Origin of the sequence: Burkholderia sp. Se-20373 (assembly GCF_017104705.1) — a bacterium.
Taxonomy (GTDB): Bacteria; Pseudomonadota; Gammaproteobacteria; order Burkholderiales; family Burkholderiaceae; genus Burkholderia.
The window spans coordinates 1-26,971 of record NZ_JAAGPH010000115.1 but is presented as its reverse complement, the minus strand read 5'-3'; the positions used below and the strand labels follow the sequence as shown (position 1 = coordinate 26,971).

Genomic DNA, 26,971 nt, shown 5'->3' with positions numbered 1-26,971 from the left:
CGAGCGGGCCCGTGCGCGCGGCGCGGCGGCCGGCGGCTGCATGCCCGACCCGAGCAGCGCGCGAACGTGCCGGTGCAGCACGTCGCGGTCGATCGGCGGCAGTCCGCCGCGCACGCTTTGCCACAGTTTCGCGGTCGCGAGCGGCAGCATCACCAGCGCGATGATCGAATGGAACAGGAACGCCGGTTCGAGCGCGGGGTTCAGCGTGCCGGCCTGCTGCGCGCCGCGGATGCGTTCGGCGAAGCGCCCGACATGTTCGAGCGGAATGCGCCGAACCATCCGCTCGCGCAGCAATCCGCCCTCATGGACGATCTCGCGCAGCCAGATCGACGGCAGCCACGGCATGCGGTGCGTGACGTCGAAGAAGCGGTCGACGAGTTCGGCGACCAGCGCGAACGGATCGTTTTCGATCTGCGGCTCGGTCGGCCGCCACACGAACGCGATGACCTGCGCGAGCCGTTCCTCGACGATCGCGTCGAGCAGCTGCTCGCGATTCGTGAAGTAGTAGTGGACCATCGCCGACGTGACGCCGGCGGCGGCGGCGATCTGCGCGACGGTCGTCGCGGCGATGCCGCGCTCGGCGAACAGCTGCATCGCGACGTCGAGCATGTGGTCGCGCAGGTCGAAATCGTCGACCGACGGGCGGCGCCCGCGCGGCCTGGCGACGGTGGATTTCGCGTTCATGAAATCGACGCTAATTGATGAGTTAGTTAATTTCAAGGAAGGGTTTGCGCCCGAGTTGATCGCGATCAGGCGAGCGTCGAATGGGGACGCGGGTGGGCGGGGAGGTGACGTGACGCGGTGCGGCCGGCCGGCGGCGGAGTGTAGGGAGCAGCTAATGGAGAAACGGGGAGGCGTGGCAGAGCCGCGGCATGGAAAACCGGCCGCGAAGCGGGGGCGCGTGCCTGGACGATGGCAAGCACCCCCGACAAGCCGTTATTTGTCGATCGGCGACGTCAGCGGCACGTGTTCGCCGGTCAACCCGAATACGACGAGCTGAGCCGGCTCGGTCGCGCTCGCGTTGCGCGACACCGTGTGGCGCGAGCCGGGCGCTTCATACCAGCCTTCGCCGGCGCGGAAGCGGTGCAGCGGGCCGCCGTTCACCTGCGACAGCACTTCGCCTTTCGACACGACCGCGAACACCGAGCCGAGGTGCCGATGGGCTTCGGAAGCCTGGCCGGGCGCGTAGTCGACGGTCGCGACGACCGCGAGCTTGCCGGGCGCTTCGGGCACGGCCTGTTGCAGGACCGTGTGCACGTTGCCGCCGGCGTCGTGCGCCCGGGCAGCGGCCGGCAGCAGCGCGACGCCGGCCGCGAGCGAGGCGCACAGGGCGGCGCGACGGAGCGTGGCGTCCATCATCGTCGCCTCCTTACTCGGGCATCTTGCGGAACGCGATCGCGAAGCGGTTCCACGAGTTGATCGTCGCGATCAGCATCGACAGGTCGAACAGCTCCTCGTCGGTGAAGTGCGGCTTCACGGCTTCCCAGACGGCGTCGGGCACGTGGTTGCTGGCGACCAGCGTCAGCGCCTCGGTCCATTCCAGCGCCGCGCGTTCGCGCTCGGTGAAGAACGGCGTCTCGCGCCACGTGACCACGGTGGCCAGGCGACGGTCGGTTTCGCCGCCCTTGCGCGCGTCGGTCGTGTGCATGTCGACGCAGAACGCGCAGCCGTTGATCTGCGACGCGCGCAGCCGGACGAGTTCGGCGAGCGGCTTCTCGATCGAGCTCTTCGCGAGGAATTCCTCGGCGTTGCGCATCACCTTGATCGCATTCGGGCTGGCAGTGTAGAAGTTCAGGCGCGGTTGCATGGCAGGTCCTTTTTCGGTTGGAGCGCGCGGTGGCGCGACAGGACTCACTTTAAGACCCGCGCTGGCCTGCTTGAATGGCCAATTTCTGGAAAATTCAGGTAACCAGTGCCGAGCCGCCAATGGCGTCCGAACCCAGCAGGCCGGCCAGCGTCGCGAGCGCCGTGTCGATGCGCAGCGTGTCGATCCCGCCATAGCCGAACAGCAGCCCCGCACGCACCGGCACGCCGACGTGGAACGACGAGATGCCGTACAGGCCGATGTCCTGCGTGCGGGCCGCGCGGACCAGCGCCGCTTCGTCGCGCCCCTGCTTCAGGTAGGCCGCGAGGTGGATGCCGGCGGTCGGCACGATCGCGTCGAACCACGGCGCGAGTTCGCCGCGCAGATGCGCGATCAGCATCTTGCGGCGCGCATCGTAGTGCTTCTGCACGCGCTTCAGGTGCCGCGCGAAATCGCCTTCGAGCATGAAGCGTGCAAGCGCCGCCTGCGTCAGCGTGCAGGTGTGCCAGTCGACGATCTGCTTCGCCTTGGTCAGCGCGCCGCGCAGCGCGCGCGGCGGAATCGCGTAGCCGATCCGCAGCTCCGGAAAGATCGTCTTCGAAAACGTGCCGACATACGCGACGAGGCCCGTGCGGTCGAGGCTCTTCAGCGATTCCACCGGCCGGCCCTCGAAGCGGAACTCGCCGTCGTAGTCGTCCTCGATGATCACCGCGCGGCGGCGCTGCGCCCATTCGAGCAGCGCGACGCGCCGGTCCAGCGTCATCGGCATCCCGAGCGGGAACTGATGCGACGGCGTCACGTAGACGAGGCGCGCGTCGTCGGGCAGCCGTTCCGTCACCAGCCCGTGCGCGTCGACCGGCACGCCGATCACCGTCGCGCCGAGCGACGCGAACGCGGCACGCGCGGGCGGATAGCCGGGATCCTCGACCGCCACCACATCGCCCGGCCGCACGACGACGCGGGCGATCAGGTCGAGCGCCTGTTGCGCGCCTTGCGTGACGAGCACGTCGTCCCAGCCGCACGCGACCGCGCGGCTGAACGCGACGTAGCGCGCGATCGCGCCGCGCAATTGCGGATCGCCGGCCGGGTCGTGGTACCGGGCGGGGCCGCGCATCTGCTGGCGCAGCGCGTGATGCAGGCAGCGCCGCCATGCGTCGAACGGGAACAGCGCCTTGTCGGTCACGCCGCCGCGAAAGTCGAAGCCCGGTGTGTCCTGCGGCGCGGGCATCGCGAGCGCGTCGGGCAGGTCGTCCCACAGTGCACGCGGATCGACGGCGTCGATGCGCGGCGTGTATTCGACGAGGGAGGGCGCCGACATGGCCGCGGCGTGCGGCACGCGCGCGAGGCCGTCGGCGACGAACGTGCCGTCGCCCGCGCGCGTATTCAGGTAGCCCTCGGCGACGAGGCGCTCGAACGCGTCGAGCGTCGTCTTGCGCGATACGCCGAGCTGTTTCGCGAGGTCGCGCGTCGACGGCAGCCGCGCGCCGCCGGCGAGCCGCCCGTCGACGATCGCGGTGCGCAGTTGCCGGAAGATCTGCCCCGTCAGGTCGTGACGGCCTTCGATGCGGATCGCGATGTCCATCGCAGTGGTTACCTCGCTTGCTGAAATTTCGTGGCGATCAGCATACCGAAGGCGACGAAAGAATGGGGAATTCCGCGCGGCGTGACGGCTTCGCGGGTTTCGCTCGATGCACGAACCGGCCGCACGGTGCAAGGCATCCGGGCAGGGCGACGCGGGTGGCCGGCGAACCGGTGCGTCGTGCATCGCTGGCCTGGGGGGCGTCCGTCAGGGGGACGGGCATCGTCAGACGACGCAGCCCCGTCGCGCGATTGGACCTCGGCCCGCCGCTGCCTTACGATCCACGACACCCCCACACCGGAGCGTGCCCATGCTGTCTGAAGACGAACTTGCGCTGCTCGACGCGATCCGCGCCACCGGCAGCCTGTCGCGCGCGGCCGCGCGGCTCGGCAAGGCGCCGTCGACGGTGTCGCACGCGGCGCGCCAGCTCGAAACGCGCTTCGACGCGCTGCTGTTCGACCGGCGCGGCTACCGGCTGCAGCTCACGCCGGCCGGCCAGTTGCTGACCGACGAGGCGGCGCGGCTGGCGCTGGACGTCGCGCGGCTGACGCAGCGCGTGCGGCAGGTCGCGAGCGGCTGGGAGGACCGGCTGTGGATCGTCAGCGACGAGGTGCTGGAGTTCGACACGCTGCTGCCGGTCGTCCGCGCGTTCGATACGCTCGACTCGGGCGTGTCGCTGCGTTTCACGCACGAAGTGCTCGGTGGGACCTGGGAAGCGCTGCGCGACGGGCGCGCGGACCTGGTGATCGGCGCGACCAACGAGCCGCCGGCCATTCCCGGTTTCAAGTGGTTCGAGCTGGGCGCGATGGAGTGGGTGTTCGCGGTGTCGCCGCGCCATCCGCTGGCCGCCGTGAGCGGCGCGCTGACGCGGGACGCGATCGGCGCGCACCGGGCCGTCGTCGTCGCCGATTCGTCGCGGCGTGCGGTCGGCCGCGCGTATGGCCTGCTCGGCGGGCAGGCAGTGCTGGCGGTGCCGTCGATGCGCACGAAGATCCTCGCGCAGCGCGACGGGCTCGGCGTCGGCTGGGTGCCGCGCCGGCGCGTGGCGTCGCTGCTCGCCCGTGGCGAACTCGTGGAAAAACAGACGGCCGATCCGCGCGAGCCGAACCTGCTGTATGTCGCATGGCACGGCGACCGGGACGGCCGCGCGCTGCAATGGTGGCTCGAGCAATTGCGCGAACCGCGGCTCGCGCAGCGCCTGCTCGACGGCATCGACGTGGCCGGCTGACGCGGCGCGGAACGGAACAGCACAAGGCAATCGAATCCCTCCGCCCAAACACGTTCGATGATTTCGAACATGTTCGTCATGCCCGTCGTACGGCATGACCGGGCGCGGCGCGCATCCTGTGTTCACGGTCAAGTCACCGGTTCACAGGAGAACATCATGCAACGCTTCGAAGGAAAGACGGTCCTCGTCACGGGTGGCAACAGCGGTATCGGCCTGGCGGCGGCCAAGGCATTCGCGGCAGAAGGCGCGCGCGTCATCATCACCGGGCGCGATGCGCAGACGCTCGAGACCGCGCGGCAAACGCTCGGTGAAGGCGCGCTGGCGATCCGCAACGAGGCCGGCAGCGTCGCGTCGGCCCGCGCGCTGGCCGATGCGATCGCATCGGCGGGGGCGCGGCTCGACGCCGTGTTCATCAACGCGGGCGTCGCGAAGCTCGCGCCGTTCGCCGACAGCGACGAGGCCATGTGGGATCTCGTGTTCAACACCAACGTGAAGGGCGCGTATTTCCAGATCCAGTCGCTGGTGCCGCTGCTGAACCGCGGCGCGTCGATCGTGATCAACGGCTCGATCAACGCGCACATCGGGATGCCCGGCTCGTCCGTGTACGCGGCGAGCAAGGCGGCCGTCAATTCGTTCGCGAAGACGCTGTCGACGGAGTTGCTGCCGCACGGCGTGCGCGTGAACGTCGTGAGCCCCGGGCCCGTGCAGACGCCGCTCTACGGCAAGCTCGGGCTCGATGCGGCCACGCTCGACGCAACGGCCGACAAGATCAAGGGCCTCGTCCCGGTCGGCCGGTTCGGCACGCCGGACGAGATCGCGTCGACGGTGCTGCATCTGAGCGCGCCGGAATCCGCGTTCATCGTCGGCGCCGAGATCATCGCATCGGGCGGGATGGGCTTGCTCTGATCGGTGGGGCTCCGGCGGGGGCTGCAACCGGCCGGCGAGATGCCGGGCGGGCAGCCCCTGTCACATGCAGGACCGATGGCCGTCCGCCCATCGCATCTATCGCGCCGCACAGGCGTTATGCCCGTCACCACCGGCTTCGAGCTGCGTCACCGTGAGCCCGGAGAAGGTCGCGCGGCCGTGTTCGGCGAACACGGCGACGCGGTCCGCATCGAGCGGCGGGAAGATCAGGTCGGTGAGCGCGACACGGCCGCCGTTCGCGAACACTTCCACCGAACCGCGATCGACGACGATTTCGAGCCGCAACTGCCCCTGCTCGAGCGGCAGATCCACGATGTGTTCGCGGCTGAACGTGTCGGCGAAATGGGTTGCGCCGGACTGCGAGCGGTCGAGCGTCAGCGTGCGCTTTGCCGTGTCATACACGATCCGGGTGCCGATCGCGCCATCCGCCGAGCGCCGCACGATCAGGCCGGCACGCGCCGCGTGCTGCGGCGCGAGCGTGACCGTGATGCGCTGGACGACGCCGCGCGTCACGGCCGACAGCGCGCGTATCGTGGAATCGACCGCGAGATCGCCTTCATGCACGGCGGGCCTGGCGTCCGCCCAGGCGTCGAACGCGGCGGCCGGTGCGGCGACGAGCGTCGGTTCGCCGTCGATCGTTTTCAGCGACAGTTCGCGCGGCAGGGTCATCGCGCCGCGCCACGGCGTGGTCGGCACTTTCGCCGCGTAATCCCAGTTGCTCATCCACGCGATCGCGACCGGCCGTGAGCCGGGCGCGCCCGAAAACGTGCCGGCTGCGTAGAAGTCCGCGCCATGGTCGACCCAGCGGAATTGCGCGGGATCGGAGCCGGCGGGCGCAATGCGGTCCGGCACAAACGTGCGGCCGTCGAAGTCGCCGACGAAATACATGGCGCCGGAGCCGCCGGCGATCGACCACGGATTGACGTTGACGATCATGACCCAGCGGATGCGTGCGGGGTCGCCGTCGAGCGGCAGCGGCACGAGGTCGGGCATTTCCCACAGCGTGCCGTCGTGCGGCACGCCCGGCCGCGTGAAGTCGCTCAGGAAATTCCAGTGGATCAGGTCGTCCGAGCGATAGAGCTTCACGACGTGCGCGTCGGCGACGACCGTCGTCATCAGCCAGTAGCCGCCCGGCGCATACCACGACACTTTCGGATCGCGAAATTGCTTCGATTCCGGATCGAGCGTCAGCACCGGATTGCGTGCGTACGGCTGCCAGGTCGCGCCTTGATCGAGGCTGTACGCGAGCGACTGCGCCTGGACGCCCGGCGCGTGACCGGAGCCCGCCTGGTACACGCTCGTATAAAGCGCGACGAGCGGCGTATGGCCCGGCTTGCCGAGGCCGGACGTATTGAGCGTGTCGGCGACGATCGAGCCGGAGAAGATTTCCTCCGTCGCGTTCGCGCGCATCGCGACCGGCTGCTCGCGCCAGTGGACGAGATCGGTGCTCGTCGCGTGGCCCCACGACATGTTGCCCCAGTCGCGGCCGAGCGGATTGTATTGATAGAACAGGTGATAGCGGCCGTTGTCGTAGACGAGCCCGTTCGGGTCGTTCATCCAGTTGCGCTGCGGCGTGTAGTGGAGCGCGGGCCGCCATTGCGGCGTGTCGTTGTCGGCCGGCGCGTGGCAAGGCGCGGCGATGACCTGGGTGCAGGCCACGCAGGCGAGCAGCCACCGGGCGATGCGGACGGAAAAGCGGAAAGACGTCGATATCATGCGGGGTCCCGTGCTTCGTCGTGCAAAGCGGGAAAGGAGGGCACAGCCGCTTTCAACGGCGGTGTGCGCGATGGATGGAAGAAAAAAGAGGAGGCGCGCACGCGACACGCGCGATCGGCGCCTCCCTAACCCCGTGCCTCTACCAGCGTTCGTTATTGTTGGTTATCCCGATTTTTCACTGGCCGTTGCCGCCGTTGTGGCCGGCGCCGGTCGCGGGCAGGTTCGCCGGAATATCGCCGTAGCCGCCGAGCCCGCCGCGTCCATAGGCGCGATCGACCGCCGTCGACGTTCCGTTGATGTTGACCTTCACCGTCGGCGCGAGCGTGCCGCCGCGGCGCGCGCCGATCGCATCGATGAACGATTCGACGAGCCCGCCCGGCATCACGTAGTGCGAATACGACTGGAATTCGCGCGGATTCTGGTTCGGATCCTGCGAATACGGCGCGCCGGCCGGCGCGGAGAAATCCGTCGGGTTGCCGAGCACGAGGCCGCTGCCGCCGTTCAGCGGCAGGAAGTCGCTGCGGATGCCGTTGCCGACGAAGCCGTACACGCCGTCCGGCCCGTCGACGCCGGCCGCCATCGTCGTGCGGTGGCTGATCGTGAACAGGTAGTACTTGCCGTCCTTCAGGTAGATCTGCGGGCGCTCGGTCTGGTCGTCGACGCAGTTCGCCGACAGGATCGGCGGCAGGAACTTCCACTCGGTCAATTGCGGGTTCGTCGCGACCGCCAGGCCGACATTGGCCTTTTGATACACTGCGCCCGAATTCATCACCGCGTTGAGATCTTCCTTGTACGGATCGTTCGGCGCGTAGCCGAGATCCGCGTTGGTGCAGGTGCGTGCGCCGCGCGGGCCGCCCGTGTTGCCCTCGAAGACCATGTAGGTCTTGCCCGGGTGCGCGGGATCGGTGAACACGAACGGGTCGCGAAACGAGAAGTAGGTGTTCTGCTGGCCCGACTGGTAGTAGTTGCCGTCCGGTTGCAGCAGCGCCTTGTGATCGTCGAAGCCGGAGAACCAGACGTGCGTGGCGTCGGCGTGGATGTGACCGTCGGCGCGCGTGATGATCGCCTGCGGCGGCGTGATGTCGGCGCCGCCGGGCGCCGAGCGGTTGAACGACGTCGCGGTGTAGTAGAGGCTGACGTTGTCGCCTTGCGTGAGCCGCGCGGAGCCCGACCATTCGGCGTTGTTGGTCATCGGCGCGGTGCCGAACACCTTGACGCTGGCGCCGTCGGGGAACAGGTGGCCGCCCCAGGTCCAGCCGCCGTTCGCGGGGCGCTGCGACGCGGGGATGCCCGCGCGACGGTAGAAGAAGCCGATGCGCGCATGGACGTGACGGTCGTCGAACGTGTAGCCCGCATGCGGATCGGCGGTGAGCGAGAAGATCACCTCCCAGCCCTTGTAGCTGAGCTGGTTCGCGCGCAGGTCGGCGAGCGGCCACGTGTCCCACACCCACACGTTCGAGTTGATCAGCGGGAAATCCTGCGGGATGTCCGGCATCGTCAGCGCTTGCGGCAGCGAGTTCTTGTCGGCGCCGGCGGTATGCGACTGCGCGACGATCTGGCGGATGTCCGCCCGCGTCCAGCGCATCGTGAAGTTGCCCTCGGGATCGTAGGCCTGTTGCGTATGGGGCGTGGGCAGGGGTGCGCCCGTGCCGCCGGACTGCGCATGCGCGACGGACGCGAAGGCGGCGAGTGTGCCGCCAGCGAGGAACAAGCGTTGGGCCGCCGTCGGGCGGAAAAGGGAAAAGTATGTCATCTCGTCGTCGTTTCCTGGGAAAGTGAAAGTGAACGGCTGAGTGGGCATCGATGTCCAAACCGGTTTGGATGCTATTTCAAACCGGTTTGGAACGCAAAAGATATTTATTTGACGGTAATCGTTACTCATTGGAAATAATTACCCGGTCGGTGCGTCCCGGACGTCGGGCGGCCGGGCGGATCGGCGAATGCGAGGAACGACGGTGAAAGTGAATCTGAAGGCGCTCTCGGACGCGCTCGGGCTGTCGCGGACGACGGTCAGCCGCGCGCTGAACGGTTACGACGACGTCAGCGAGGCGACGCGCGAGCGCGTGGCGCGGGCTGCGCGGGAAATGGGCTATGTGGCGGATCCGACCGCGCGCCGGCTCGCGACCGGGCGCGCGGACATGATCGGGATCGTCTACCCGTTCGGCGCGGGCGATCTCGCCGATCCGCGTTTCGGCGAGGTCGTCGCGGGCATCACCGAGCGGCTCGCTGAACGCAATCTCGATTTCATCATCGCGTCGGCGCGGCCGAACGCGGAACTGGACACCTATCGGCGCATCGTCGACGGCAAACTCGTCGACGGGCTGATCGTCGCGCGCACCCTGGTCGACGATCCGCGCATCGCGTATCTGCAAAAGAGCGCGTTCCCGTATGTGGCCTACGGCCGGACGCAGGTGGCCGAGCCGTATGCGTGGTTCGATTTCGACAACGAGGCCGGCGCGCGGGACGCGGTACGTCGGCTGACGGCGTTCGGGCACCGGCGCATCGCGATGATCAGCGCGCCGCTGGCGCTTAATTTCGCCGCGCAGCGCCGTGCCGGCTATCTGTCGGCCCTGCGCGAAGCCGGCATCGAGCCGGATCCGGCGCTGCTGGTCGAGTGTCCGTTTACGCACGACGGCGGGTTGCAGGCGGCGCGGGCGCTGCTCGCGCGCACCGAGCGGCCGACGGCGCTGCTGGTCGACAACAACATCGCGGGCGGCGGGGCGTTTCGGGCGCTCGTCGACAGCGGTCTGCGCCTGGGTGACGACATGTCTCTGATCGTCTACGACGGCGTGCCGCCGGATATCGCGCATCCGTATCGCGTGACGGCGGTCGTGCAGCCGACCGGCCACGCGTCGGGGCGCGCACTGGCGGAGCTGATGCTGCGGCTGCTGGGCGACGGGGTTTGCGAGCAGCGGCTCGAAGCACCGGCGATCGAGGCGGGTGACACGGACGGCCCGTTGCGCGGCTAGCCGACGCGGTGCAGGTGAGAGGCGCGAGCGACGGTAGACGCCGGCGGATCGCGCTCCACCGAAAAGGCCATGACGATGGCAAGGGTTACTAGACGACCGGTCTAATCAGGGGCTATCATCCGTTCCCATGAATGCGACGACGTCCGCGGCGCAGGCAACGAAGACGCGAAAATGCCATTTCGCGCCGTGATGCTGGCGATGCAGCGAGACGCCGTCGTTTTATTTCGAATTGTTCTAGACGACTGGTCTAATAGACACAAGTCGCATTCGGATACACGGGTCGCACGTTGACGCGTCACAGCTGACTAACCCACAGGCGTGCCGCGTCCACCAGCCGGTTTGCCGGTCGAGCGGCCCCGTTCCCGTCATCCATTTTCGAAGGAGTGTCCGATCATGAAGATTCTGGTTGTCCTGACCTCGCACGACACGCTCGGCGACACCGGCAAGAAAACCGGCTTCTGGCTCGAGGAACTGGCCGCGCCGTACTACACGTTCAAGGATGCGGGCGTCGAGCTGACGCTCGCGTCGCCGAAGGGCGGTCAGCCGCCGCTCGATCCGAAAAGCAGTGACCCGACGGCCCAGACCGACGCGACGCGCCGCTTCGACGCCGATGCGACGGCCAAGGCTGAGCTGGCTGCGACGCGCAAGCTGGCCGACGTGTCCGTGGACGACTACGACGCCGTGTTCTACCCGGGCGGCCACGGCCCGCTGTGGGATCTCGCCGAGGATCTGCATTCGATCGGCCTGATCGAGCGCGCGCTGGCGGCCGGCAAGCCGGTCGCGGCCGTGTGCCACGCGCCGGGCGTGCTGCGTCACGTGAAGAACCCGCAGACCGGCGAATCGGTCGTGCGCGGCAAGCGTGTGACGGGTTTCACCAACAGCGAGGAAGCGGCCGTCGAACTGACGGAAGTCGTGCCGTTCCTCGTCGAGGACATGCTGAAGACCAATGGCGCGGCGTTCGAGCGCAGCGCCGACTGGGCGCCGCATGTCGTCACCGACGGGCTGCTGATCACGGGGCAGAACCCCGCGTCGTCTGAGCCTGCCGCCGAGGCGCTGCTCGCGCAGCTCGGCCGCCGTTGAGCCAAGGGCGCCGGCTGGGCCGGCGCCGTCCCGTATCCGTCGCCGGGCGCAGGCCGGCCCGTCGACGGCCCGAATCGTTCCGTCGTGCACGTTGCACGACGCGTTTCCAGTCGTTTTGCAGAACCAAGCAAAGGAGCCGTGGATGTCTGCCCTGTTCGAACCGTTCAAACTCAAGGATGTCACGCTGCGCAACCGCATCGCGGTGCCGCCGATGTGCCAGTACGTCGCGGAAGACGGCGTCGTCAACGACTGGCATCACGTGCATCTGGCCGGCATCGCGCGTGGCGGCGCGGGCCTCGTGATCGCCGAGGCGACGGCCGTGTCGCCGGAAGGGCGCATCACGCCGGGTTGCGCGGGGCTGTGGAACGATGCGCAGGCCGAAGCGTTCGCGCCGTCGGTCGTGGCGATCAAGGCGGCCGGCGCGGTGCCCGGGATCCAGATCGCGCACGCGGGCCGCAAGGCGAGCGCGAACCGTCCGTGGGAAGGCGACGACCATATCGCCGACGGCGATCCGCGCGGCTGGCAGACCATCGCGCCGTCGGCCGTGCCGTTCGGCGCGCATTTGCCGAAGACGCCGCGCGCGATGACGCGCGACGACATCGCGCGCGTGCAGGCCGACTTCGTTGCGTCGGCGAAGCGCGCGCGCGACCTGGGCTTCGAATGGCTCGAACTGCACTTCGCGCACGGCTATCTCGGCCAGAGCTTCTTCTCGGTGCATGCGAACCAGCGTGACGACGAATACGGCGGCTCGGCCGAGAACCGCGGCCGCTTTCTCGTCGAAACGCTGGCCGCCGTGCGCAAGGTGTGGCCGGAGCATCTGCCGCTGACCGCGCGCTTCGGCGTGATCGAGTACGACGGCCGCGACGAGGAGACGCTCGCCGAGTCGATCGCGCTCACGCAGCGGCTGAAGCGGGAAGGGCTCGACATGCTGAGCGTGTCGGTCGGGTTCTCGACGCCCGACGCGCAGATCCCGTGGGGCCCGGCGTTCCTCGCGCCGATCGCCGAACGCGTGCGCCGCGAGGCCGGGCTGCCGGTGTCGTCCGCGTGGGGGATCGACACGCCGCAACTCGCGAACCGCGTGGTGGCGGAGGAGCAGCTCGATCTCGTGATGGTCGGCCGCGCGCATCTGGCCGACCCGCACTGGCCGTACTACGCGGCCAGGCAGCTCGGCGTCGAGCGTCCGTCGTGGACGCTGCCCGCACCGTATGCGCACTGGCTCGAGCGGTACCGGAGCGCCGACAAGGTGGCCTGAGCGGGCGTGGCGCCGGGGCGGCGCGCGCATCCCATGCGCCGCCGATTCGGCACCGATGGATAGAATGGCGGTTCGCGCAGGCCGGTTGCCTGCGCGAACCGTCATTTTTTTCATTTCGACAGAGGTGCCATGGCCGCACATGTCCCGTCGTCTCCCGAGCCCGCCGCACGGCCGCGCACGCAGCAGGTTTCCCGCGCCGTGCTGGTTGCGGCGCTGCTGGTCATCGCGCTGTGGGTGATCCGCGATTTCATTCCCGCCATCGCATGGGCCTGCGTGATCGCCATCGCGATGTGGCCGATGCTGAAGCGCTTCGAATCGCACCGGCTGTTCCGCAACCGCCCGACGCTCACCGCGCTCGTCATCACGGCGGCGATCTCGTTGCTGGTCGTGCTGCCGGTGGCCGTCGCGGCGACCCAGGCGATCGGCCAGGTGCATGACCTGCGCGAGTGGCTGCGCACGATCCAGGAAAACGGCATCCCGGTGCCGGACGTGGTCGCGAGGCTGCCTTACGGCGCGGCGCAGATCACCGAATGGTGGCAGGCCAACCTCGCCCATCCGCTGCATGCGGCCACCGCGATGCACGGCGTCAACAGCGAGAAATTCCTCGCGTTCGGCCGGCAGTTCGGCACCAAGCTCGCGCACGCGCTGCTCGAATTCGGCTTCATGCTCGTCACGCTGTTCGTGATCCTGCGCGCCGGCCACAAGCTGTCGGGGGCATTGCTGCAGGGCGCGCGGCGCGCGTTCGGGCGCAGCGGCGCGGAGCTGATCGAGCGGATGGTCGCGGCCGTGTTCGGCACGGTGACGGGGCTCGTCGTCGTCGGGCTCGGCGAGGGCGCGCTGCTCGGTATCGCGTATGCGCTGGCCGGCGTCCCGCATGCGGCGCTGCTCGGCCTCGTCACGGCCATCGCGGCGATGCTGCCGTTCTGCGCGCCCGTCGTGTTCTGCGGCGCGGCGCTCTGGCTGTTCGTGCAGGGCGCGACCATGTGGGCGATCGTGGTGGCCGTGCTCGGGTTCGTCGTCGTGTTCGTCGCCGAGCACTTCGTGCGGCCGGTGCTGATCGGCAGTTCCGCGCGGCTGCCGTTCCTGCTCGTGCTGTTCGGCATCCTCGGCGGCGCCGAGACGTTCGGCCTGATCGGGCTGTTCGTCGGCCCCGCGCTGATGACGGTGCTGACGATGCTGTGGGCCGAATGGATTGCATGACGATGCGTGCCGAGGCGGCGGCATGAAGCGGCGGTACGGATGCGTGTTCAAGCGTGCATCGGCCGCCGCGACGGGCGCCGACCACGCGTGTGCCGCAGCATGCAATGCAAGGATTCGGATAAAGATCTCTACATTTCTTTTCGATCCGGACCCAAAGGTCGAGTAGCATGGGGCTTTCGATTACGCCGACATGGCGCGGCCGATTTTCCCAAGCATGCGATTGATTACGATGTCCCGTCCCGCAGCGACGCTGTCCCTAGCCGCCAGCTGCCTGATGTTGCACGGTTGCGCGTGGTTCGATTCGTGGCTGCCGTTCTCGTATTCGCGCACGCCGCTCGCGAGGGCCGCGTCGCGGCACGGCGCGACGCGCGCCGATGTCGTCCGGGCCGCGGGCAATCCGCGCAGCGTATGGATGGTCCGCAACGGCAACGGCGTCTGCTACAACTACTTCATCGAGCACGGCAACGATCACCGCGAATATTTCGTCGTGTTCGACAGGGCCGGCGTCGTCACGCAATACGGTTTCGATTCCTGCATGAACGCCGACCGCAAGGGCACGCTCCAGCCGGGCAAGGCCGCGTCGCGCTAGCGCGGCGGCGGCTTTACCCGTTCGCCGTTACGCGATCGTGTCCACTACGCCGCCGTCCACCCGCAACGCGGCGCCCGTCGTCGCGGAAGCGAGCGGCGAGCACACGTAGACCACCAGGTTCGCGACTTCCTCCGGCGTCGCCGGCCGCTGGATGATCGAGCTCGAGCGCTGGCTGCGCACGAAATCCACGGCCACGTCTTCGACGCTGCGGCCGGTTTCGTCGGCCGTTTCCTTCAGCAGCGCCCGCACGCCGTCCGACATCGTCGGCCCCGGCAGCACCGAGTTGACCGTCACGTTCGTGCCGGCCGCGAGCTTCGCGAGGCCGCGGGCGATCGACAGCTGCGCGGTTTTCGTGAAACCGTAGTGAATCATGTCGACCGGGATGTTCAGGCCGGATTCCGACGAAATGAACACGATGCGCCCGGCATTGCGTTCGATCATCCCCTTCAGGTAATGCCGCGCGAGGCGCACGCCGGACATCACGTTCATCTGGAAGTAATGTTCCCATTCGGCGTCGTCGATGTCGAAGAACGCCTTCAGGCCGTAGATCCCTGCATTGTTGACGAGGATGTCGGCCGCCGGCGTGTGCTGCGTGACGCGCGCAACGCCGGCGGCATCGGACAGGTCGGCCGCGACGCCGTCGAGGTCCGCATCGGGGACGGCGGCGCGCAGGTGCGCGAGCGCTGACTGCACCGACGCATCGCTGCGGCCGTTGACGACGACGCGTGCGCCGGCGCGCGCGAGCCCTTCGGCGATCGCGAGCCCGATGCCGGCGGTGGAGGCGGTGACGACCGCGGTCTTGCCTTTCAGATCGATATGCATGTGCGTGACGGGAGAGGAATGAACGGAATCGCTGCGGGTGCCGCGGCGGACGAAATTCAAAGCTTAGGCGAAACGACGCGATCCGGTATGGAAGCCGCGATCCGCCGATCCGGTTGCGCGGCGCCGCACAGTCTTGTACGGTGAGCGTTCGCCGTCCGAACCGGGAGCCCGCCGCGTGAGCCGTACCGCCAACCGATCCGTCGTCCCGTCACCGTTCTGGCGGGATGCCGCGCTGCCGTTCATCGAGGCGCGCACCGTCGACGACGGCCGCGCGATCTGCTACGCGAAGCACACGCACGACACGTTTTCGGTGGGCGCGATCGTCGGCGGCACGAGCACCTACGTGAACGGCGCGACGAACGCGCACGTCGGGCGCGGCGTACTCGTGATCATCGATCCGGAACAGGTGCATGCGTGCAATCCGTATGGCCCCGACGCATGGGCGTACCGGATGGTCTATGTCGACGTGCCGTGGCTCGCGCGGCTTCAGCATTCGCTGGGCCGCGATCCGAACAGCGATTTTCACGGCTTTTCGCCGAAGTTGACGGAGCGCCAGGATCTGTTCGCGCAATTTGGCGGCTTCTACCGCACGCTCGTCGCGCCCGGCATCGATCCGCTCGGCAAGGAGAGCGCGGCGGTCGAGTTCTTCACGGCGCTGCACGGCGCGCTCGATCGCGAACTGCCCGGCCCGCGCGCCGGGGACGACAACGCCCGGCTCGCGCGCGCGGCCGACTACATCGCCGCGCATTGCCGCGAGGGCGTCACGCTCGATGCGATCTGCGCGGCGGCCGATCTGTCGCCGTCATACCTGATCCGCGCGTTCAACGCCCGCTACGGGATGACGCCGCATGCTTTCCTGATCGATCGCCGCGTGCAGTACGGCCGCACGGAGCTGCGCCGCGGCCGGCCGATCGCCGACGTCGCGCTGGACGCGGGCTTCGCCGACCAGGCGCATTTCCAGCGCGCGTTCCGGCGGATCGCGGCCGCGACGCCCGGCCAGTACCGCAGCGCGACGAGCTGAACGGCACGCGCTACACGTCGAGCAGGAAGAGGGCGCTGCCCGCGAGCAGCAGCGCCATCAGCCGGTTGAACACGCGCATGTGCCGCGCGTTCGCCAGCCGGTGCCGCAGCGACGCACCCGCATACGACCAGCACGCGATCGACGCGAAACAGATCACCAGATACAGCGCGGCGAACTGCCAGACCTGCGTCCGGTCGCCATCGGCCGCATACGCGCCCATCGCGGCCACGCACGCGAGCCACGCCTTCGGATTCAGCCACTGCATCGCCGCGCCGGCCGCCGCCGACGGGCCGGCCACGTCCGGGTCGGCCGACAGCCGGCCGTCATCGAGCGCGAGCCGCAGCGCCAAATACAGCAGGAACGCGATCCCCGACCACTGCGTGGCGGTCGTCAGCACCGGCCAGCGCGCGAGCGCCGCGTGCAGCCCGAGGCCGATCAGCAGGAACAGCGCGACGAAGCCGAGCGTCGCGCCGGCCGCATAGCGCAGGCTCGCGCCGAGGCCGTGACGTGCGCCGGCACTGAGCGCGACGATGTTGACGGGGCCGGGGGTGATCGACGAGGCGAGCGCGAACGCGGCCATCGAAACCAGCATGCTCATTGGGTGTCTCCATGCGAAAGGTCGAAAGTCGCATCGAGACTACGGGCGCCGCACGGGCCCGTATTGAAGAAAACTGCCCTTGGCGGCGCTATCGGGATTCACGTCACGCTGAACCGGGCGCAACGCCCACTGGCCGACCGAAAGTCGTCGGATGCAGGCGTTGCAACCGACGCCGTCGAATCCCCCTTCACGGATGGGCGGGAGTCGCGAGCGTGTCGAACCTGTCAGCTTCCGGAAACTGGCGCCAAGACGCCGGGCCTGAGGCGATTTCCGCGACCGTCAGCAGACACGCATCAAGTTCGCGACGCAACTGGACGTAATCGATCGACTGCCCGATGAACACGATTTCCTGCCGGCAATCGCCAGCCGGTTCCTCCCATTTCTTCAGCACGCCGTCGCGACGATAGTCGTCGTGTGGCCAGTCCGACGGTGGGGTAAACCGCCACCATCGGCCAACGTAACCCCACTGGAACGCGTCGCCGGCCTGCACGAGCATGGCGGTTTCCGCATATCGGTGCGCAGCCCAGACATATCCCTTGCAGCGAAGCAGTCGGCCGTTGGTCCAGGGGCGATTCAGCCACGCGAGCAGGCGCGCCGGATGAAACGGCGCACGTTCGCGATAGACCCACGACACGACCCCGTACGCATCCGATTCCGACGGGCGTTCGTCGGCCTGCATGCGTTGCATCCATCCCGGCGATTCGACGAGCGCCGGTAGATCGAAGCGCCGCGTATCCAGGACGTCCGACGGATCGACTTTGCCGTGCTGCATCGGCAGGATGCGCGCCGATGGATTCAGCGACGCCAGAATGGCGCGCAGCCGCTCGAAACCCGCGTGGCCGATCCGGTCGAGTCGGCTCACGAGGATCACGTTCGCATATTCGACTTGTTCGATCAGCAGATCCGACAGCTTGCGCGGTGGATCGGCATCGCCGCCGTTCGCGAGCGGGGCGTCGCGCGCGACCGGTTCGGCCGAAGCGATCATGTCCTCGAACGTCTCGCCGTTGACCACCGTGACGAGCGTGTCCAGCCGCGCGAGCTCGCTGAGGCTGAAACCGTCCCGGTCGAGAAACGCGAACGTCTCCGCGACCGGCATCGGCTCCGAGATACCCGTCGACTCGATCAGCAGATAATCGAAGCGACGCTGCCGCGCAAGCGTGCTGATCTGCTCGAGCAGATCGGCGCGCAGCGTGCAGCAGATGCAACCGTTGGTCATTTCGACCAGTTCGTCCTCGCCTCGATGCAACTCGACATTGCGCCGCACGTCGTCGGCGTCGACGTTCACTTCGCTCATGTCGTTGACGATCACGGCGACCTTCAGGCCGGCGCGGTTGCGCAGGATGTGGTTCAGCACCGTCGTTTTTCCGGCGCCGAGGAAGCCGGACAGCACGGTGACCGGAATCCTCGGCGCCGGGGCCGCAGGCACGCGTCGATTTGCCGGCGTCGTCATGTGCTCTGCCCGGACGCGCGATCCAGGTAGCCTTCGAACAGGTCGACCACGACATAGCCGTCGTCGGCGGCGTCGCCCCACAGATCCTTCACGCGGAACTCGACGTGATAGGTCGGCTGATGCGCGGCGCCGGTGTCGCCGTGGCCGATCGCATCCGGGAATGGCCACGATTCGGTCGTCCGGTGCAACACGACGCCTGCCTTGCCGCGAACGTAGCCCGGCGCGCGGATGTGTCCGCTGACGTATTCGTCGCGAACGACGACGCGATCGCCGACCTCGAACCGCGTCGACTCGGATGGGGCCGCGCGGCCGGCGGATCGCGGCGGGTTCGCGAGCCGGAAATGCGAACCGAGCGCGCGGTCGAGTTCATCCTGCGCGAGCACGCCGGTTTCGACGAGCAATGTTGCGGTCGCGATGACGTAGCGCTCATAGTAGCGCGTGCCGACGTGCTGGCGCACGTCGATGCGTTCGACTGCGTGACGTACCTCGTCGACGCTGAATTTTTTCAGTCGGTCCACGCCGACGAACATCAGGCTGTACGCGAGATGCTCCCAGTCTTCCTTGAAGACCGGTTTGTAGCCGAGACTGTTGATCGTATGCGGCACCGGGCCGAAACCCTGGAATCCGCCGAGGTCGTGAAAGCCGTCCATATGTGATCTCCGAGATGAAGGTCGAGAGCGAAACGGGGGGCGAGTCAGTGCGCGCGCGGCAGCGCAACGCCGATCAGCACGTCCTTGGTGACGAGCGTGCGCAGTTGTTCCTCGGTCATGTGCTCGCTGCCGGCCGGCCGCACGGGCAGCACGAGATAGCGGCTTTCGGCGGTCGTGTCCCAGACCTTCACGACGACGTCGTCGGGCAGCTCGGTGCCGAGCTCCCGCAGTACCGTGCGCCCTTCGCGGACGAGCCGTGCACGATATTCGAAGCCCTTGTACCACTCGGGCGGCAGCCCGAGTACCGGCCAGTTCGTGCATGAGCACAGGCTGCAGACGATCACGTTCTTCAGCGTCGGCGTGTCTTCGAGCGCGACGATGTATTCGCCCTGCGGGCCGGTGTAGCCGAACTGCGCGCATGCGGCCGTGCCGTCCGTCAGCAGCAGTTCGCGAAACGCCGGGTCGACCCACGCGCGCGCGACGATGCGCGCGCCGTTGGCCGGATCCCAGGTCGTGGACATCAGCTCGGTCAGATTTTCGATATAGCCGTCGGGAATCAGGTTCTTCTCTTTCATCACGCGAAACAGCGCCCATGCGCGTTCGCCGGGCGTCGAGGGTGTTTCCTCGGAAGGAATCGTGTTCATCGTGGGGCTCCTTGTCGTGGTTCGGGGCGACCGCCGCCACGGCGTTGCGACTGCCGTGGCGGGGTGGGGGCGCGCCATGTCGGTCACGCTCGACGAGCAGGGTAAGAAGAGAAAAAGCGCGGTTCTTTGCCGGCACGGATCGGAAACTGTGCCGAGACGGCCCCCGTGGGCGGCAGGCGCCGACGCGCACCGGATGCGCGGCGATTCACGGCATCGACCGGGCGTCCGGCACGCAGAGGCGGCAGCCGGCGCGCGTTTGACGACCACCGTATGGCACCGGCTACGGAGGTCCGCCACAGCCTATTTCTTGTTCCGTCGGAAAACAGAAATGCGGATTTTGCCTTTCTATTCTCACCCTCAAGCGATGGCCGTCCGGTGTCGCGAATCGTCGGCACTCTCCCGAGGACCGGCGGAATAACAGTCAGCCAGCACCCCGCGATGCCACCGTCCGGCCACCGTTCCCGTTGGTCGTACGTCGAACGTGGCGGTGTCTGCGCATCCAGGTGAGGAGCATGATGGACAGCGTCAACAGAATGAAACTGAAGCGAATCGCGCGAAGGATCGGCTTGTCGCTGATGGTCGTCGCATCGCATTACGCAGGCGCGGTCGAGGTCGATCCGGGCGACTACGAGCAGTATCCGACCGGCGCGACGATCGGCGTGCTGTACTACAACTATTCGGCGACGAATGCGTACTACGCAAATGGCCACCGGACGTCGGATTTCGATCTGCAGTCCAATGTCGGCATCGCCCGTCTGCTGCATGTGTTCCAACTCACCGACAGGCTCACGATCGATCCGCAGGTGTTGCTGCCGTTCGGCCACATCAGCAGCTTCGGCAACGCCGGCGCGCTTGGCAGTACGAACGGTATCGGCGACGTGATCCTGACCGCGCCGTTGAAGTTCCGCCTGAACGAAGCGAAGGACGTCGTCGCCGCGACGGTCTACGTTTACGCGCCGACCGGGAGTTACGACCAGAACCGTGGTCTCAATCTCGGCGCCAATCGCTGGTCGCTGGATTTCCAGGCGGCCTACGTCAAGCACTTTTCGCCGCAGTGGGCGCTCGATCTCGTCGGCGACGCGATCTGGTACGGCAACAACACGTCGTACGGCGCGAACGGTGCGACGCTGCATCAGCGGATGAGCTACAGCGCGCAGGCGATGGTGCGTTACATGCCTGATCCGGGCACGTCGCTCGGGATCGGCATCACCCAGCTCTGGGGCGGTGAAACGAGCGTCGACGGCGCGGACAACAACGACGCGCTGCGCACGACGCGTCTGCGGATCACCGCGGCGAAGTTCGTGACGAAGGCCGACCAGGTGCAAATCCAGCTCGGCACCGACCTGAGCGTGCGCAACGGCCCGAAGAACAGCCTGCTCGCCGGCCTGCGTTACGCGCACATCTTCTGACAACCCGCATGCGCCGGGATATGCCCGGTGCAAGTCGCTACGTGTCTCCCCACGTCGATACCTCGACACCCGATTCCCTTTCCAGAGAGGTCACGCATGGAATCCGCCATCGACAAACACCTGATCTGCCCGCGGACGTTGTCACGCCGCGTCGCCGATGATTACCAGCCGCCGTTCCCGATGTACGTCGCCCGGGCCGCCGAAGACCTGAGCCAGGTCGTGATGGGCTATTTCGGCGTGCAATACAGCGGCGCCGGCAAGCGCGCAGCGGCGCTGGCCGCATTGCGCCGGATCGTCGCCGATTTCGGTGCGCAGGACGGCCCGAACAACTTCGACCTGACACAACACACCGACGACCAGGGCTACGAGAACCTGATTGCCGTCGGCTACTGGCGCGATCCGGCCGCGTATGCGCGCTGGATTGCGTCGCCGGCCATCGTCGAATGGTGGGCTTCCGACGCACGCCTCGCGGACGGGATCGGCTACTTCCGGGAAATCGTCGCGCCGCGCGCCGAGCAGTTCGAGACGCTTTACGCATTTACGAGCGATTTCCCCGGCGTCGGCGCGATCATGGACGACGTCAGCGGCGAGATCGAGGAGCACGGCTACTGGGGATCGATGCGTGACCGCTTCCCGATCTCGCAGACGGACTGGATGAACGCGAACGGCGAGTTGCGCATCGTCGAGGGCGATCCGGCGCGCGGCGGCCGCGTGGTCGTACTTGCACACGACAACATCGCGTTGATTCGGTCCGGTCAGGACTGGCGCGCGGCGGAGAACGACGAGCGCCGACTGTATCTCGAGGAGATCGAGCCGACGCTGCGCAGCGGAATGGAGTTCCTGCGCGACAACGGCAAGGACGTCGGCTGCTACAGCAATCGCTACGTGCGCTCGATCGATCTCGACGGCAACATGCTCGACGAGAGTTACAACATCGGCCACTGGCGCTCGCTCGACCGCCTCGAGCGCTGGGCCGAATCCCATCCGACGCACCTGCGGATCTTCGTCACGTTCTTCCGCGTCGTCGCCGGGTTGTCGAAACTGCGGCTGTATCACGAGGTTTCCGTCTTCGACGCAAAACATCAGGTCTACGAATACGTGAACTGCCATCCGCGCACCGGCCTGATGCGCGACGCCGTCGCCATCGCCCGCTGAACCCCGCCGGCGCCAGCCAACGCTGGCGGTGCGGCTTACCAAACTGGAGAATGTCGATGGCCATCAAACGCCCGACCCGCGAACAACTGTCCGACATCGCAGCCGGCTTCGGCTTTCATGTCGATTCCCGCCAACTCGCCGAATACGACGATGCGCTGCAGGCGAACTTCGACGCGTACGACGTGATCGACGCGCTGCCCGACCATCTGCCCGCCGTCTCGTATCCGCGCACGCCCGGCTTCCGCCCGGAAGGCGACGAGAACCGTTACGGCGCATGGGCGCGCAAGAGCACGATCCACGGCGCCGCCGACGGGAAGCTGCGCAGCAGGACGGTGGCCGTCAAAGACAACATCTGCGTCGCCGGTGTGCCGATGCGCAACGGCGCGAGCACGTTCGAGGGCTACGTGCCCGATATCGATGCGACCGTCGTCACGCGGGTGCTCGACGCCGGCGCGACGATCGCCGGCAAGGCGACCTGCGAGTACTACTGCTTTTCCGGCGGCTCGCACACGAGCGCGTCGGGGCCGGTGCACAACCCGCGCAAGGCAGGACACTCGGCCGGCGGCTCGTCGTCCGGCTGTGGCGCGCTGGTCGCGAGCGGCGAGGTCGACATGGCGCTCGGCAGCGACCAGGGCGGCTCGGTGAGAATCCCGTCCGCCTATTGCGGCATCTACGGGATGAAGCCGACGCACGGGCTCGTGCCATACACCGGCGCGATGCCGATCGAGGCGACCGTCGATCATCTCGGGCCGATGACGAGCACAGTGCTCGACAACGCGCTGCTGCTAGACGTCATCGCGGGCGACGACGGGCTCGATCCGCGCCAACGGATGTTGCCGCCGCGCGCCGATTATCTCGGTGCGATCCGCGACGGCATCTCGGGCCTGCGGATCGGTATGCTGCGCGAGGCGTTCGGGCTCGCGAATTCGGAGAAAGCGGTCGACGAGGCCGTGCGGGTCGCCGCGCGCCAGTTGCGCAAGCTGGGCGCGAGCGTCGACGACGTGTCCGTGCCGCTGCATGCGGCCGGCACCGCTATCTGGCTGCCGATTGCGGCCGAGGGTGCGACGCAGCAGATGATGAAGGGCAACAGCCACGGTTTCAACTGGGGCGGCCTGTACGTGACCGGCATGATCGATCATCACGCGGGCTGGCGCGAGCGCGCCGACGAACTGCCGGATACCGTGAAGGTGACGATGCTGCTCGGCGAATATTTCACGAGCCGGTATCGCGGGCGCTACTACGCGAAGTGCCAGAACCTCGCGCGACGCTTGCGATCGGCTTACGACGCGGCGCTGCAGTCGCATGACGTATTGCTGATGCCGACCGTCCCGATCCGCGCGTCGGAACTGCCGAAGCCCGGCTGTGCGATGTCCGAATCGCTGACGCGGGCGTTCGAGATGCTCGCGAATACCGCGCCGTTCGACGTGTCCGGGCATCCGGCCATGTCGCTGCCGTGTGGGGTAGCCGACGATCTACCGATCGGGCTGCAACTGGTCGGGCGCCGCTTCGACGAGGCGACGATCTACCGCTGCGCCTATGCGTATGAACAGTCTTCCGACTGGCGTCAGACGACATTCGCATGACATGCCCGGCGCGGCAGCGCATCGCCGCCGCGCCGCATGTCGGTCCCGCCGGCAACGCGGCTTGCACGGTTGCCGATTGGACAATGCGCTTTTGAACGGGCACGCTACCGGCTGCGTGTTGGCAAACCCATGTGGGGCACGATCATGACGATGCGTCCTTTCCCGCCCGCCGCAAGCGGCGACGCGCCCGGCCCGGCGTCCGGCAGCCCGCCGGACGAATGGACGAATTCGGCGATCGAGGTGGCGACCGACGGCTCGGTCAGCCAGCGTATCGAGTTTTGGCGCGAGACGATTCTGCGTTTGTTCGCGGACGTGCAGATCGCGGCCGTGCAGAAAGCCGATTTCTTCGGCCAGGTGCGGCAGCGCAAATGCGAAAAGATGCGAATCTCGGAAATCTACGCAAGCGAGCAGGCCGTGATTCGGCGCTATCGCCAGGCGCGGAGCGAGTATGAGGACAAGTATTTCGGCGTATTGATGCTCGAGGGCAGCCAATCGGTCGAGCAGGACGGCAAGATCGTCACGCTGCGCCCCGGGGATTTTGCGATCTACGATGCGACCCGACCTCACCACCTGCAGTTCGGCCAGTCGTGGCGCGAGATCGTCGTCAGCATTCCCCGCGCGACCCTGAACCAGCTCGTGATCGGGGTGGAACACCGCACGGCCTGCCCGACGCAAACCGGGGAGGGCGTCGGCAGCGTCATGCGTGCGTTTCTCGAGCAGATGTCGTCGCAGATCCGCAGCGTGACCGAGGACGAGATGCGGCAGTTGTCGGATACCGCGATCTCGCTGATCGCGATGACGCTCGGGGGCATGCAGCGCAACGACCTCGCGCAATCGAGGATGAAGGCGTTGACGCTGACGCGTGTCAAACGGCATCTGGTCGAGCACCTGCACGATCCGGAGCTGAGCCCGATGATGATCGAGCGGTCGATCGGGATGTCGTCGCGGTACATCAACAAGCTGTTCGAGGCCGAAAACACGTCGCTGATGCGTTACGTGTTGAACCTGCGGCTCGAACGGTGCGCACAGGATCTTGCGAATCCGCAATGCGCGGTGCTGCGCGTGTCCGACATCGCGTTGCGCTGGGGATTCAACGACATGTCGCATTTCAGTCGCGTGTTTCGGGAGCGGTTTGCGATGTCGCCGCGGGCGTGGCGCGAGCAGGGCGGCAAACCGCACGCGTAACCCGTCCCGGGCGGCGTTCGCGGCAGTCAAGCGCCGGTCGGAAGCGCGGCTGGACGTCGACTGGCGCGGCCGCCGTCAGTGCAGTGCGCTCGGCGCGTGCGCCGGCCGGGTCTCGTGCCGGTCGGCCGGGGGCAGCGGGCCGCCGGCGCAGGGTTTCGTCGATACCGAGAAGCCGAACGTGTTGATGCCGCCCGAACACGCGACGAATACGCTGCCGCCGTGCATCTCGGCGACGGCCTTGACGATCGACAGTCCGAGCCCGTGATTCTCCTTGCTGTTCGCGCGGGCTTCCTCGAGCCGGTAGAAACGCTCGAACACGTGCGAGCGCCGGGCGGGATCGATCGGCTCGCCGGGGTTCGTGACCGACATTTCGACGAGCGTGTCACGGCGCACGATCGTCACGCTGACCGTCGCGCCGGGCGCCGAATGCTGGATCGCGTTGATCAGCAGGTTCGTCATCGCGCGGCGGAACAGCGACGGATCGACGGCCGCGCGCGCATCGCCATGCAGCTCGGCACGCAACTGCGCCTCGTCGAGCGGGATTTCGAGGAAGTCGAGCATGCGCCGCACCTCGTCGGCGAGCGACACGTCCTTCAGGTCGGTCGCGCGTTCGCCGCGGTCGCTGCGCGACAGGAACAGCATGTCGTTGATGATCACGCGCAGCCGCTCGAATTCCTCGAGGTTCGACTGCAGCGTCCGCTGCATCCGCTCGACCGTGCGGTCGCGGCTGGTCAGCGCGACCTGGGTCTGGCCGATCAGGATGCTGACCGGCGTGCGCAGCTCGTGCGCGACGTCCGCGTTGAACGCCTCGAGCCGCGCGTAGGTTTGCTGGATGCGGTCGAGCGCACCGTTGAACGACGTGGCGAGGTCGCGCAGCTCGGGCGGCAGCGCGTCGGTCTGCAGCCGCTGGCGGCGGTTCGCGAGGCTGATCGCGGAGGCGTCCTGCGACAGCCTGTCGAGCGGCGCGAGCCCGAAGCGGGCCACCGCGCGGCTCAGCAGCAGCGTGATGATCGTCGCGATCGTGATCAGCCCGGCGAGCGTCCAGCCGAAGCGGCGCAGCATCCGCTGCGTGCGCTCGCACGAGCTGGCGACGATCAGCTTCAGCGGCGGCCGCTCGCCGTTGCCGGCCACCGTGACGGTCTTCGTCATCACGTCGTAGGTGCTGTGGTTCAGCGCATAGCGCTGGAACGCGCCGAACGGTGCGCCGACGCGCTCGCCGTCGACGGGCGTGCCGAAGCGGAAATCCGGATTCGGGCTGTCGACCTGGTAGTGCGTCGAGCCGTCGGGCGGTTCGAGGTCGGCGAGCTTTTCCTGCATGAGACGCCCGCGCATGGCCGTGGTCGCATGCGACACGATCATCTCGGCCACCTTGGTGCGCGTGTCGAGCGTCGCGCGCAGCTCGGCGAACAGCTGGCGCTCCATGATCACGAACAGCCCGCAGCCCACCAGCGTGAACACGAGCAGCGACACGATGCCGAACATCGCCGACAGCCGCAGGACGATCGAGCGTTTCATGCGGGCCTCTCGATGTCGCCGTCCTCGCGCGCCTCGAGCACGTAGCCCATGCCGCGGATCGTGTGCAGCAGCTTGTCCGTGAACGGGCCGTCGAGTTTCGCGCGCAGGCGCTTGATCGCCGTTTCGACGACGTTCGCGTTGCTGTCGAAGTTCACGTCCCACACGAGTTCGGCGATGGTCGTCTTCGACAGCACCTCGCCGCTGCGCCGCGCGAGCACGCCGAGCAGCTGGAATTCCTGCGCGGTCAGGTCGAGCCGCGCGCCGTCGCGGGTCGCGCGGCGGCCGATCAGGTCGACGCGCAGGTCGCCGATCGAGATCAGCGTCGATTCCTGCACGCGTGCGCGGCGCGTCAGCGCGCGCAGCCGCTCGATCAGCTCGAGGAACGAGAACGGCTTGGTCAGGTAGTCGTCGGCGCCGCCGCGCAGCCCGCGCACGCGGTCGTCGACGCGGTCGCGCGCGGTCAGCATGATGACGGGCGTCTGCTTCTGCGCGCGCAGCCGCTTGAGCACCTCGAAGCCGTCCATTTCCGGCAGCATCACGTCGAGCACGACGAGATCGAAATCCTCGTGCAGCGCGAGGAACAGCCCGTCCTTGCCGT

General features: G+C 67.7%; 25 protein-coding genes. 12 read left to right on the top strand and 13 right to left on the bottom strand.

Annotated elements, in window-relative coordinates; genetic code table 11:
* From G3N96_RS28765 to G3N96_RS28750, 4 genes are all read right to left on the bottom strand, one after another.
* On the bottom strand, window positions 1-684 hold a 684-nt coding region (locus G3N96_RS28765), incomplete at its 3' end, for a TetR/AcrR family transcriptional regulator (RefSeq protein ID WP_206139282.1).
* A 252-nt stretch (window positions 685-936) separates the two neighbouring features.
* Window positions 937-1,359: a cupin domain-containing protein gene (locus G3N96_RS28760; RefSeq protein WP_206139281.1), complete on the bottom strand. Its 423-nt coding sequence runs from the start codon at window positions 1,357-1,359 to the stop codon at window positions 937-939.
* Window positions 1,360-1,369: 10 nt separating this feature from the next.
* The gene (locus tag G3N96_RS28755; protein ID WP_124577788.1) at window positions 1,370-1,807 is read right to left on the bottom strand and encodes a carboxymuconolactone decarboxylase family protein; all 438 of its coding nucleotides are present in this window, start codon (window positions 1,805-1,807) and stop codon (window positions 1,370-1,372) included.
* Window positions 1,808-1,901: 94 nt separating this feature from the next.
* Window positions 1,902-3,386 (bottom strand): PLP-dependent aminotransferase family protein, encoded by a 1,485-nt coding sequence (locus G3N96_RS28750; protein WP_206139280.1) that lies wholly within the window; start codon window positions 3,384-3,386, stop codon window positions 1,902-1,904.
* Window positions 3,387-3,693: 307 nt separating this feature from the next.
* On the opposite strand from G3N96_RS28750, the gene G3N96_RS28745 reads away from it, so the two are divergent.
* Together G3N96_RS28745 and G3N96_RS28740 are read left to right on the top strand one after the other, a co-directional pair.
* Entirely contained in the window at window positions 3,694-4,611 is a 918-nt protein-coding gene (locus G3N96_RS28745; RefSeq protein ID WP_206139279.1) for a LysR family transcriptional regulator, read from the top strand.
* Window positions 4,612-4,767: 156 nt separating this feature from the next.
* Window positions 4,768-5,517, top strand: coding sequence for an SDR family oxidoreductase (locus G3N96_RS28740; protein ID WP_206139278.1), 750 nt, complete (start codon window positions 4,768-4,770; stop codon window positions 5,515-5,517).
* Window positions 5,518-5,613: 96 nt separating this feature from the next.
* Here the strand turns inward: G3N96_RS28740 and G3N96_RS28735 are convergent, their stop codons facing one another.
* Complete coding sequence (locus G3N96_RS28735; RefSeq protein ID WP_206139277.1) at window positions 5,614-7,251, bottom strand: glycoside hydrolase family 32 protein; 1,638 nt, start codon at window positions 7,249-7,251, stop codon at window positions 5,614-5,616.
* A gap of 175 nt (window positions 7,252-7,426) precedes the next feature.
* The gene (locus G3N96_RS28730; RefSeq protein WP_206139276.1) at window positions 7,427-9,004 is read right to left on the bottom strand and encodes a glycoside hydrolase family 68 protein; all 1,578 of its coding nucleotides are present in this window, start codon (window positions 9,002-9,004) and stop codon (window positions 7,427-7,429) included.
* Window positions 9,005-9,191: 187 nt separating this feature from the next.
* On the opposite strand from G3N96_RS28730, the gene G3N96_RS28725 reads away from it, so the two are divergent.
* The 5 genes from G3N96_RS28725 to G3N96_RS28705 all read left to right on the top strand — a co-directional run bounded on the left by G3N96_RS28725 (window position 9,192) and on the right by G3N96_RS28705 (window position 14,341).
* A complete protein-coding gene (locus G3N96_RS28725; RefSeq protein ID WP_206139275.1) occupies window positions 9,192-10,220 on the top strand; it encodes a substrate-binding domain-containing protein in 1,029 nt (342 codons plus the stop codon).
* 393 nt (window positions 10,221-10,613) lie between these two features.
* Complete coding sequence (locus G3N96_RS28720) at window positions 10,614-11,300, top strand: type 1 glutamine amidotransferase domain-containing protein (RefSeq protein WP_124577802.1); 687 nt, start codon at window positions 10,614-10,616, stop codon at window positions 11,298-11,300.
* 142 nt (window positions 11,301-11,442) lie between these two features.
* On the top strand, window positions 11,443-12,552 hold the full coding sequence (locus G3N96_RS28715) for an NADH:flavin oxidoreductase/NADH oxidase (RefSeq protein ID WP_206139274.1): 1,110 nt from the start codon (window positions 11,443-11,445) through the stop codon (window positions 12,550-12,552).
* Window positions 12,553-12,681: 129 nt separating this feature from the next.
* Complete coding sequence (locus tag G3N96_RS28710; RefSeq protein WP_124577806.1) at window positions 12,682-13,752, top strand: AI-2E family transporter; 1,071 nt, start codon at window positions 12,682-12,684, stop codon at window positions 13,750-13,752.
* Window positions 13,753-13,966: 214 nt separating this feature from the next.
* Window positions 13,967-14,341 carry a hypothetical protein gene (locus G3N96_RS28705; protein WP_089442751.1) on the top strand — a complete coding sequence of 125 codons (375 nt, stop codon included), beginning with the start codon at window positions 13,967-13,969 and terminating at the stop codon, window positions 14,339-14,341.
* A gap of 27 nt (window positions 14,342-14,368) precedes the next feature.
* On the opposite strand, the gene G3N96_RS28700 is transcribed toward G3N96_RS28705, so the two are convergent.
* Window positions 14,369-15,163, bottom strand: coding sequence for an SDR family NAD(P)-dependent oxidoreductase (locus G3N96_RS28700; protein WP_206139273.1), 795 nt, complete (start codon window positions 15,161-15,163; stop codon window positions 14,369-14,371).
* Between the two features lie 175 nt (window positions 15,164-15,338).
* On the opposite strand from G3N96_RS28700, the gene G3N96_RS28695 reads away from it, so the two are divergent.
* Window positions 15,339-16,184, top strand: a complete 846-nt coding sequence (locus G3N96_RS28695; RefSeq protein ID WP_206139272.1) for an AraC family transcriptional regulator — start codon at window positions 15,339-15,341, stop codon at window positions 16,182-16,184.
* A gap of 10 nt (window positions 16,185-16,194) precedes the next feature.
* Here the strand turns inward: G3N96_RS28695 and G3N96_RS28690 are convergent, their stop codons facing one another.
* The 4 genes from G3N96_RS28690 to nthA all read right to left on the bottom strand — a co-directional run bounded on the left by G3N96_RS28690 (window position 16,195) and on the right by nthA (window position 19,526).
* On the bottom strand, window positions 16,195-16,782 hold the full coding sequence (locus tag G3N96_RS28690) for a LysE family translocator (protein WP_206139271.1): 588 nt from the start codon (window positions 16,780-16,782) through the stop codon (window positions 16,195-16,197).
* A 187-nt stretch (window positions 16,783-16,969) separates the two neighbouring features.
* Window positions 16,970-18,232, bottom strand: coding sequence for a GTP-binding protein (locus tag G3N96_RS28685; RefSeq protein ID WP_206139270.1), 1,263 nt, complete (start codon window positions 18,230-18,232; stop codon window positions 16,970-16,972).
* The gene (gene nthB, locus G3N96_RS28680; protein ID WP_206139269.1) at window positions 18,229-18,882 is read right to left on the bottom strand and encodes a nitrile hydratase subunit beta; all 654 of its coding nucleotides are present in this window, start codon (window positions 18,880-18,882) and stop codon (window positions 18,229-18,231) included. Before nthB ends, G3N96_RS28685 begins: the two co-directional genes overlap by 4 nt.
* 44 nt (window positions 18,883-18,926) lie before the next feature.
* On the bottom strand, window positions 18,927-19,526 hold the full coding sequence (nthA, locus tag G3N96_RS28675; RefSeq protein WP_124577825.1) for a nitrile hydratase subunit alpha: 600 nt from the start codon (window positions 19,524-19,526) through the stop codon (window positions 18,927-18,929).
* 512 nt (window positions 19,527-20,038) lie between these two features.
* Here nthA and G3N96_RS28670 point away from each other — a divergent pair.
* The 4 genes from G3N96_RS28670 to G3N96_RS28655 all read left to right on the top strand — a co-directional run bounded on the left by G3N96_RS28670 (window position 20,039) and on the right by G3N96_RS28655 (window position 24,858).
* A complete protein-coding gene (locus G3N96_RS28670; RefSeq protein WP_206139268.1) occupies window positions 20,039-20,935 on the top strand; it encodes a transporter in 897 nt (298 codons plus the stop codon).
* 96 nt (window positions 20,936-21,031) lie between these two features.
* Window positions 21,032-22,090 carry a phenylacetaldoxime dehydratase family protein gene (locus G3N96_RS28665; RefSeq protein ID WP_206139267.1) on the top strand — a complete coding sequence of 353 codons (1,059 nt, stop codon included), beginning with the start codon at window positions 21,032-21,034 and terminating at the stop codon, window positions 22,088-22,090.
* 56 nt (window positions 22,091-22,146) lie between these two features.
* On the top strand, window positions 22,147-23,673 hold the full coding sequence (locus G3N96_RS28660) for an amidase (RefSeq protein WP_124577831.1): 1,527 nt from the start codon (window positions 22,147-22,149) through the stop codon (window positions 23,671-23,673).
* 144 nt (window positions 23,674-23,817) lie between these two features.
* On the top strand, window positions 23,818-24,858 hold the full coding sequence (locus G3N96_RS28655) for a helix-turn-helix domain-containing protein (protein ID WP_206139266.1): 1,041 nt from the start codon (window positions 23,818-23,820) through the stop codon (window positions 24,856-24,858).
* Window positions 24,859-24,933: 75 nt separating this feature from the next.
* On the opposite strand, the gene G3N96_RS28650 is transcribed toward G3N96_RS28655, so the two are convergent.
* On the bottom strand, window positions 24,934-26,373 hold the full coding sequence (locus G3N96_RS28650; protein ID WP_206139265.1) for a heavy metal sensor histidine kinase: 1,440 nt from the start codon (window positions 26,371-26,373) through the stop codon (window positions 24,934-24,936).
* On the bottom strand, window positions 26,370-26,971 hold a 602-nt coding region (locus G3N96_RS28645), incomplete at its 5' end, for a winged helix-turn-helix domain-containing protein (RefSeq protein ID WP_206139264.1). The genes G3N96_RS28650 and G3N96_RS28645, both read right to left, overlap by 4 nt.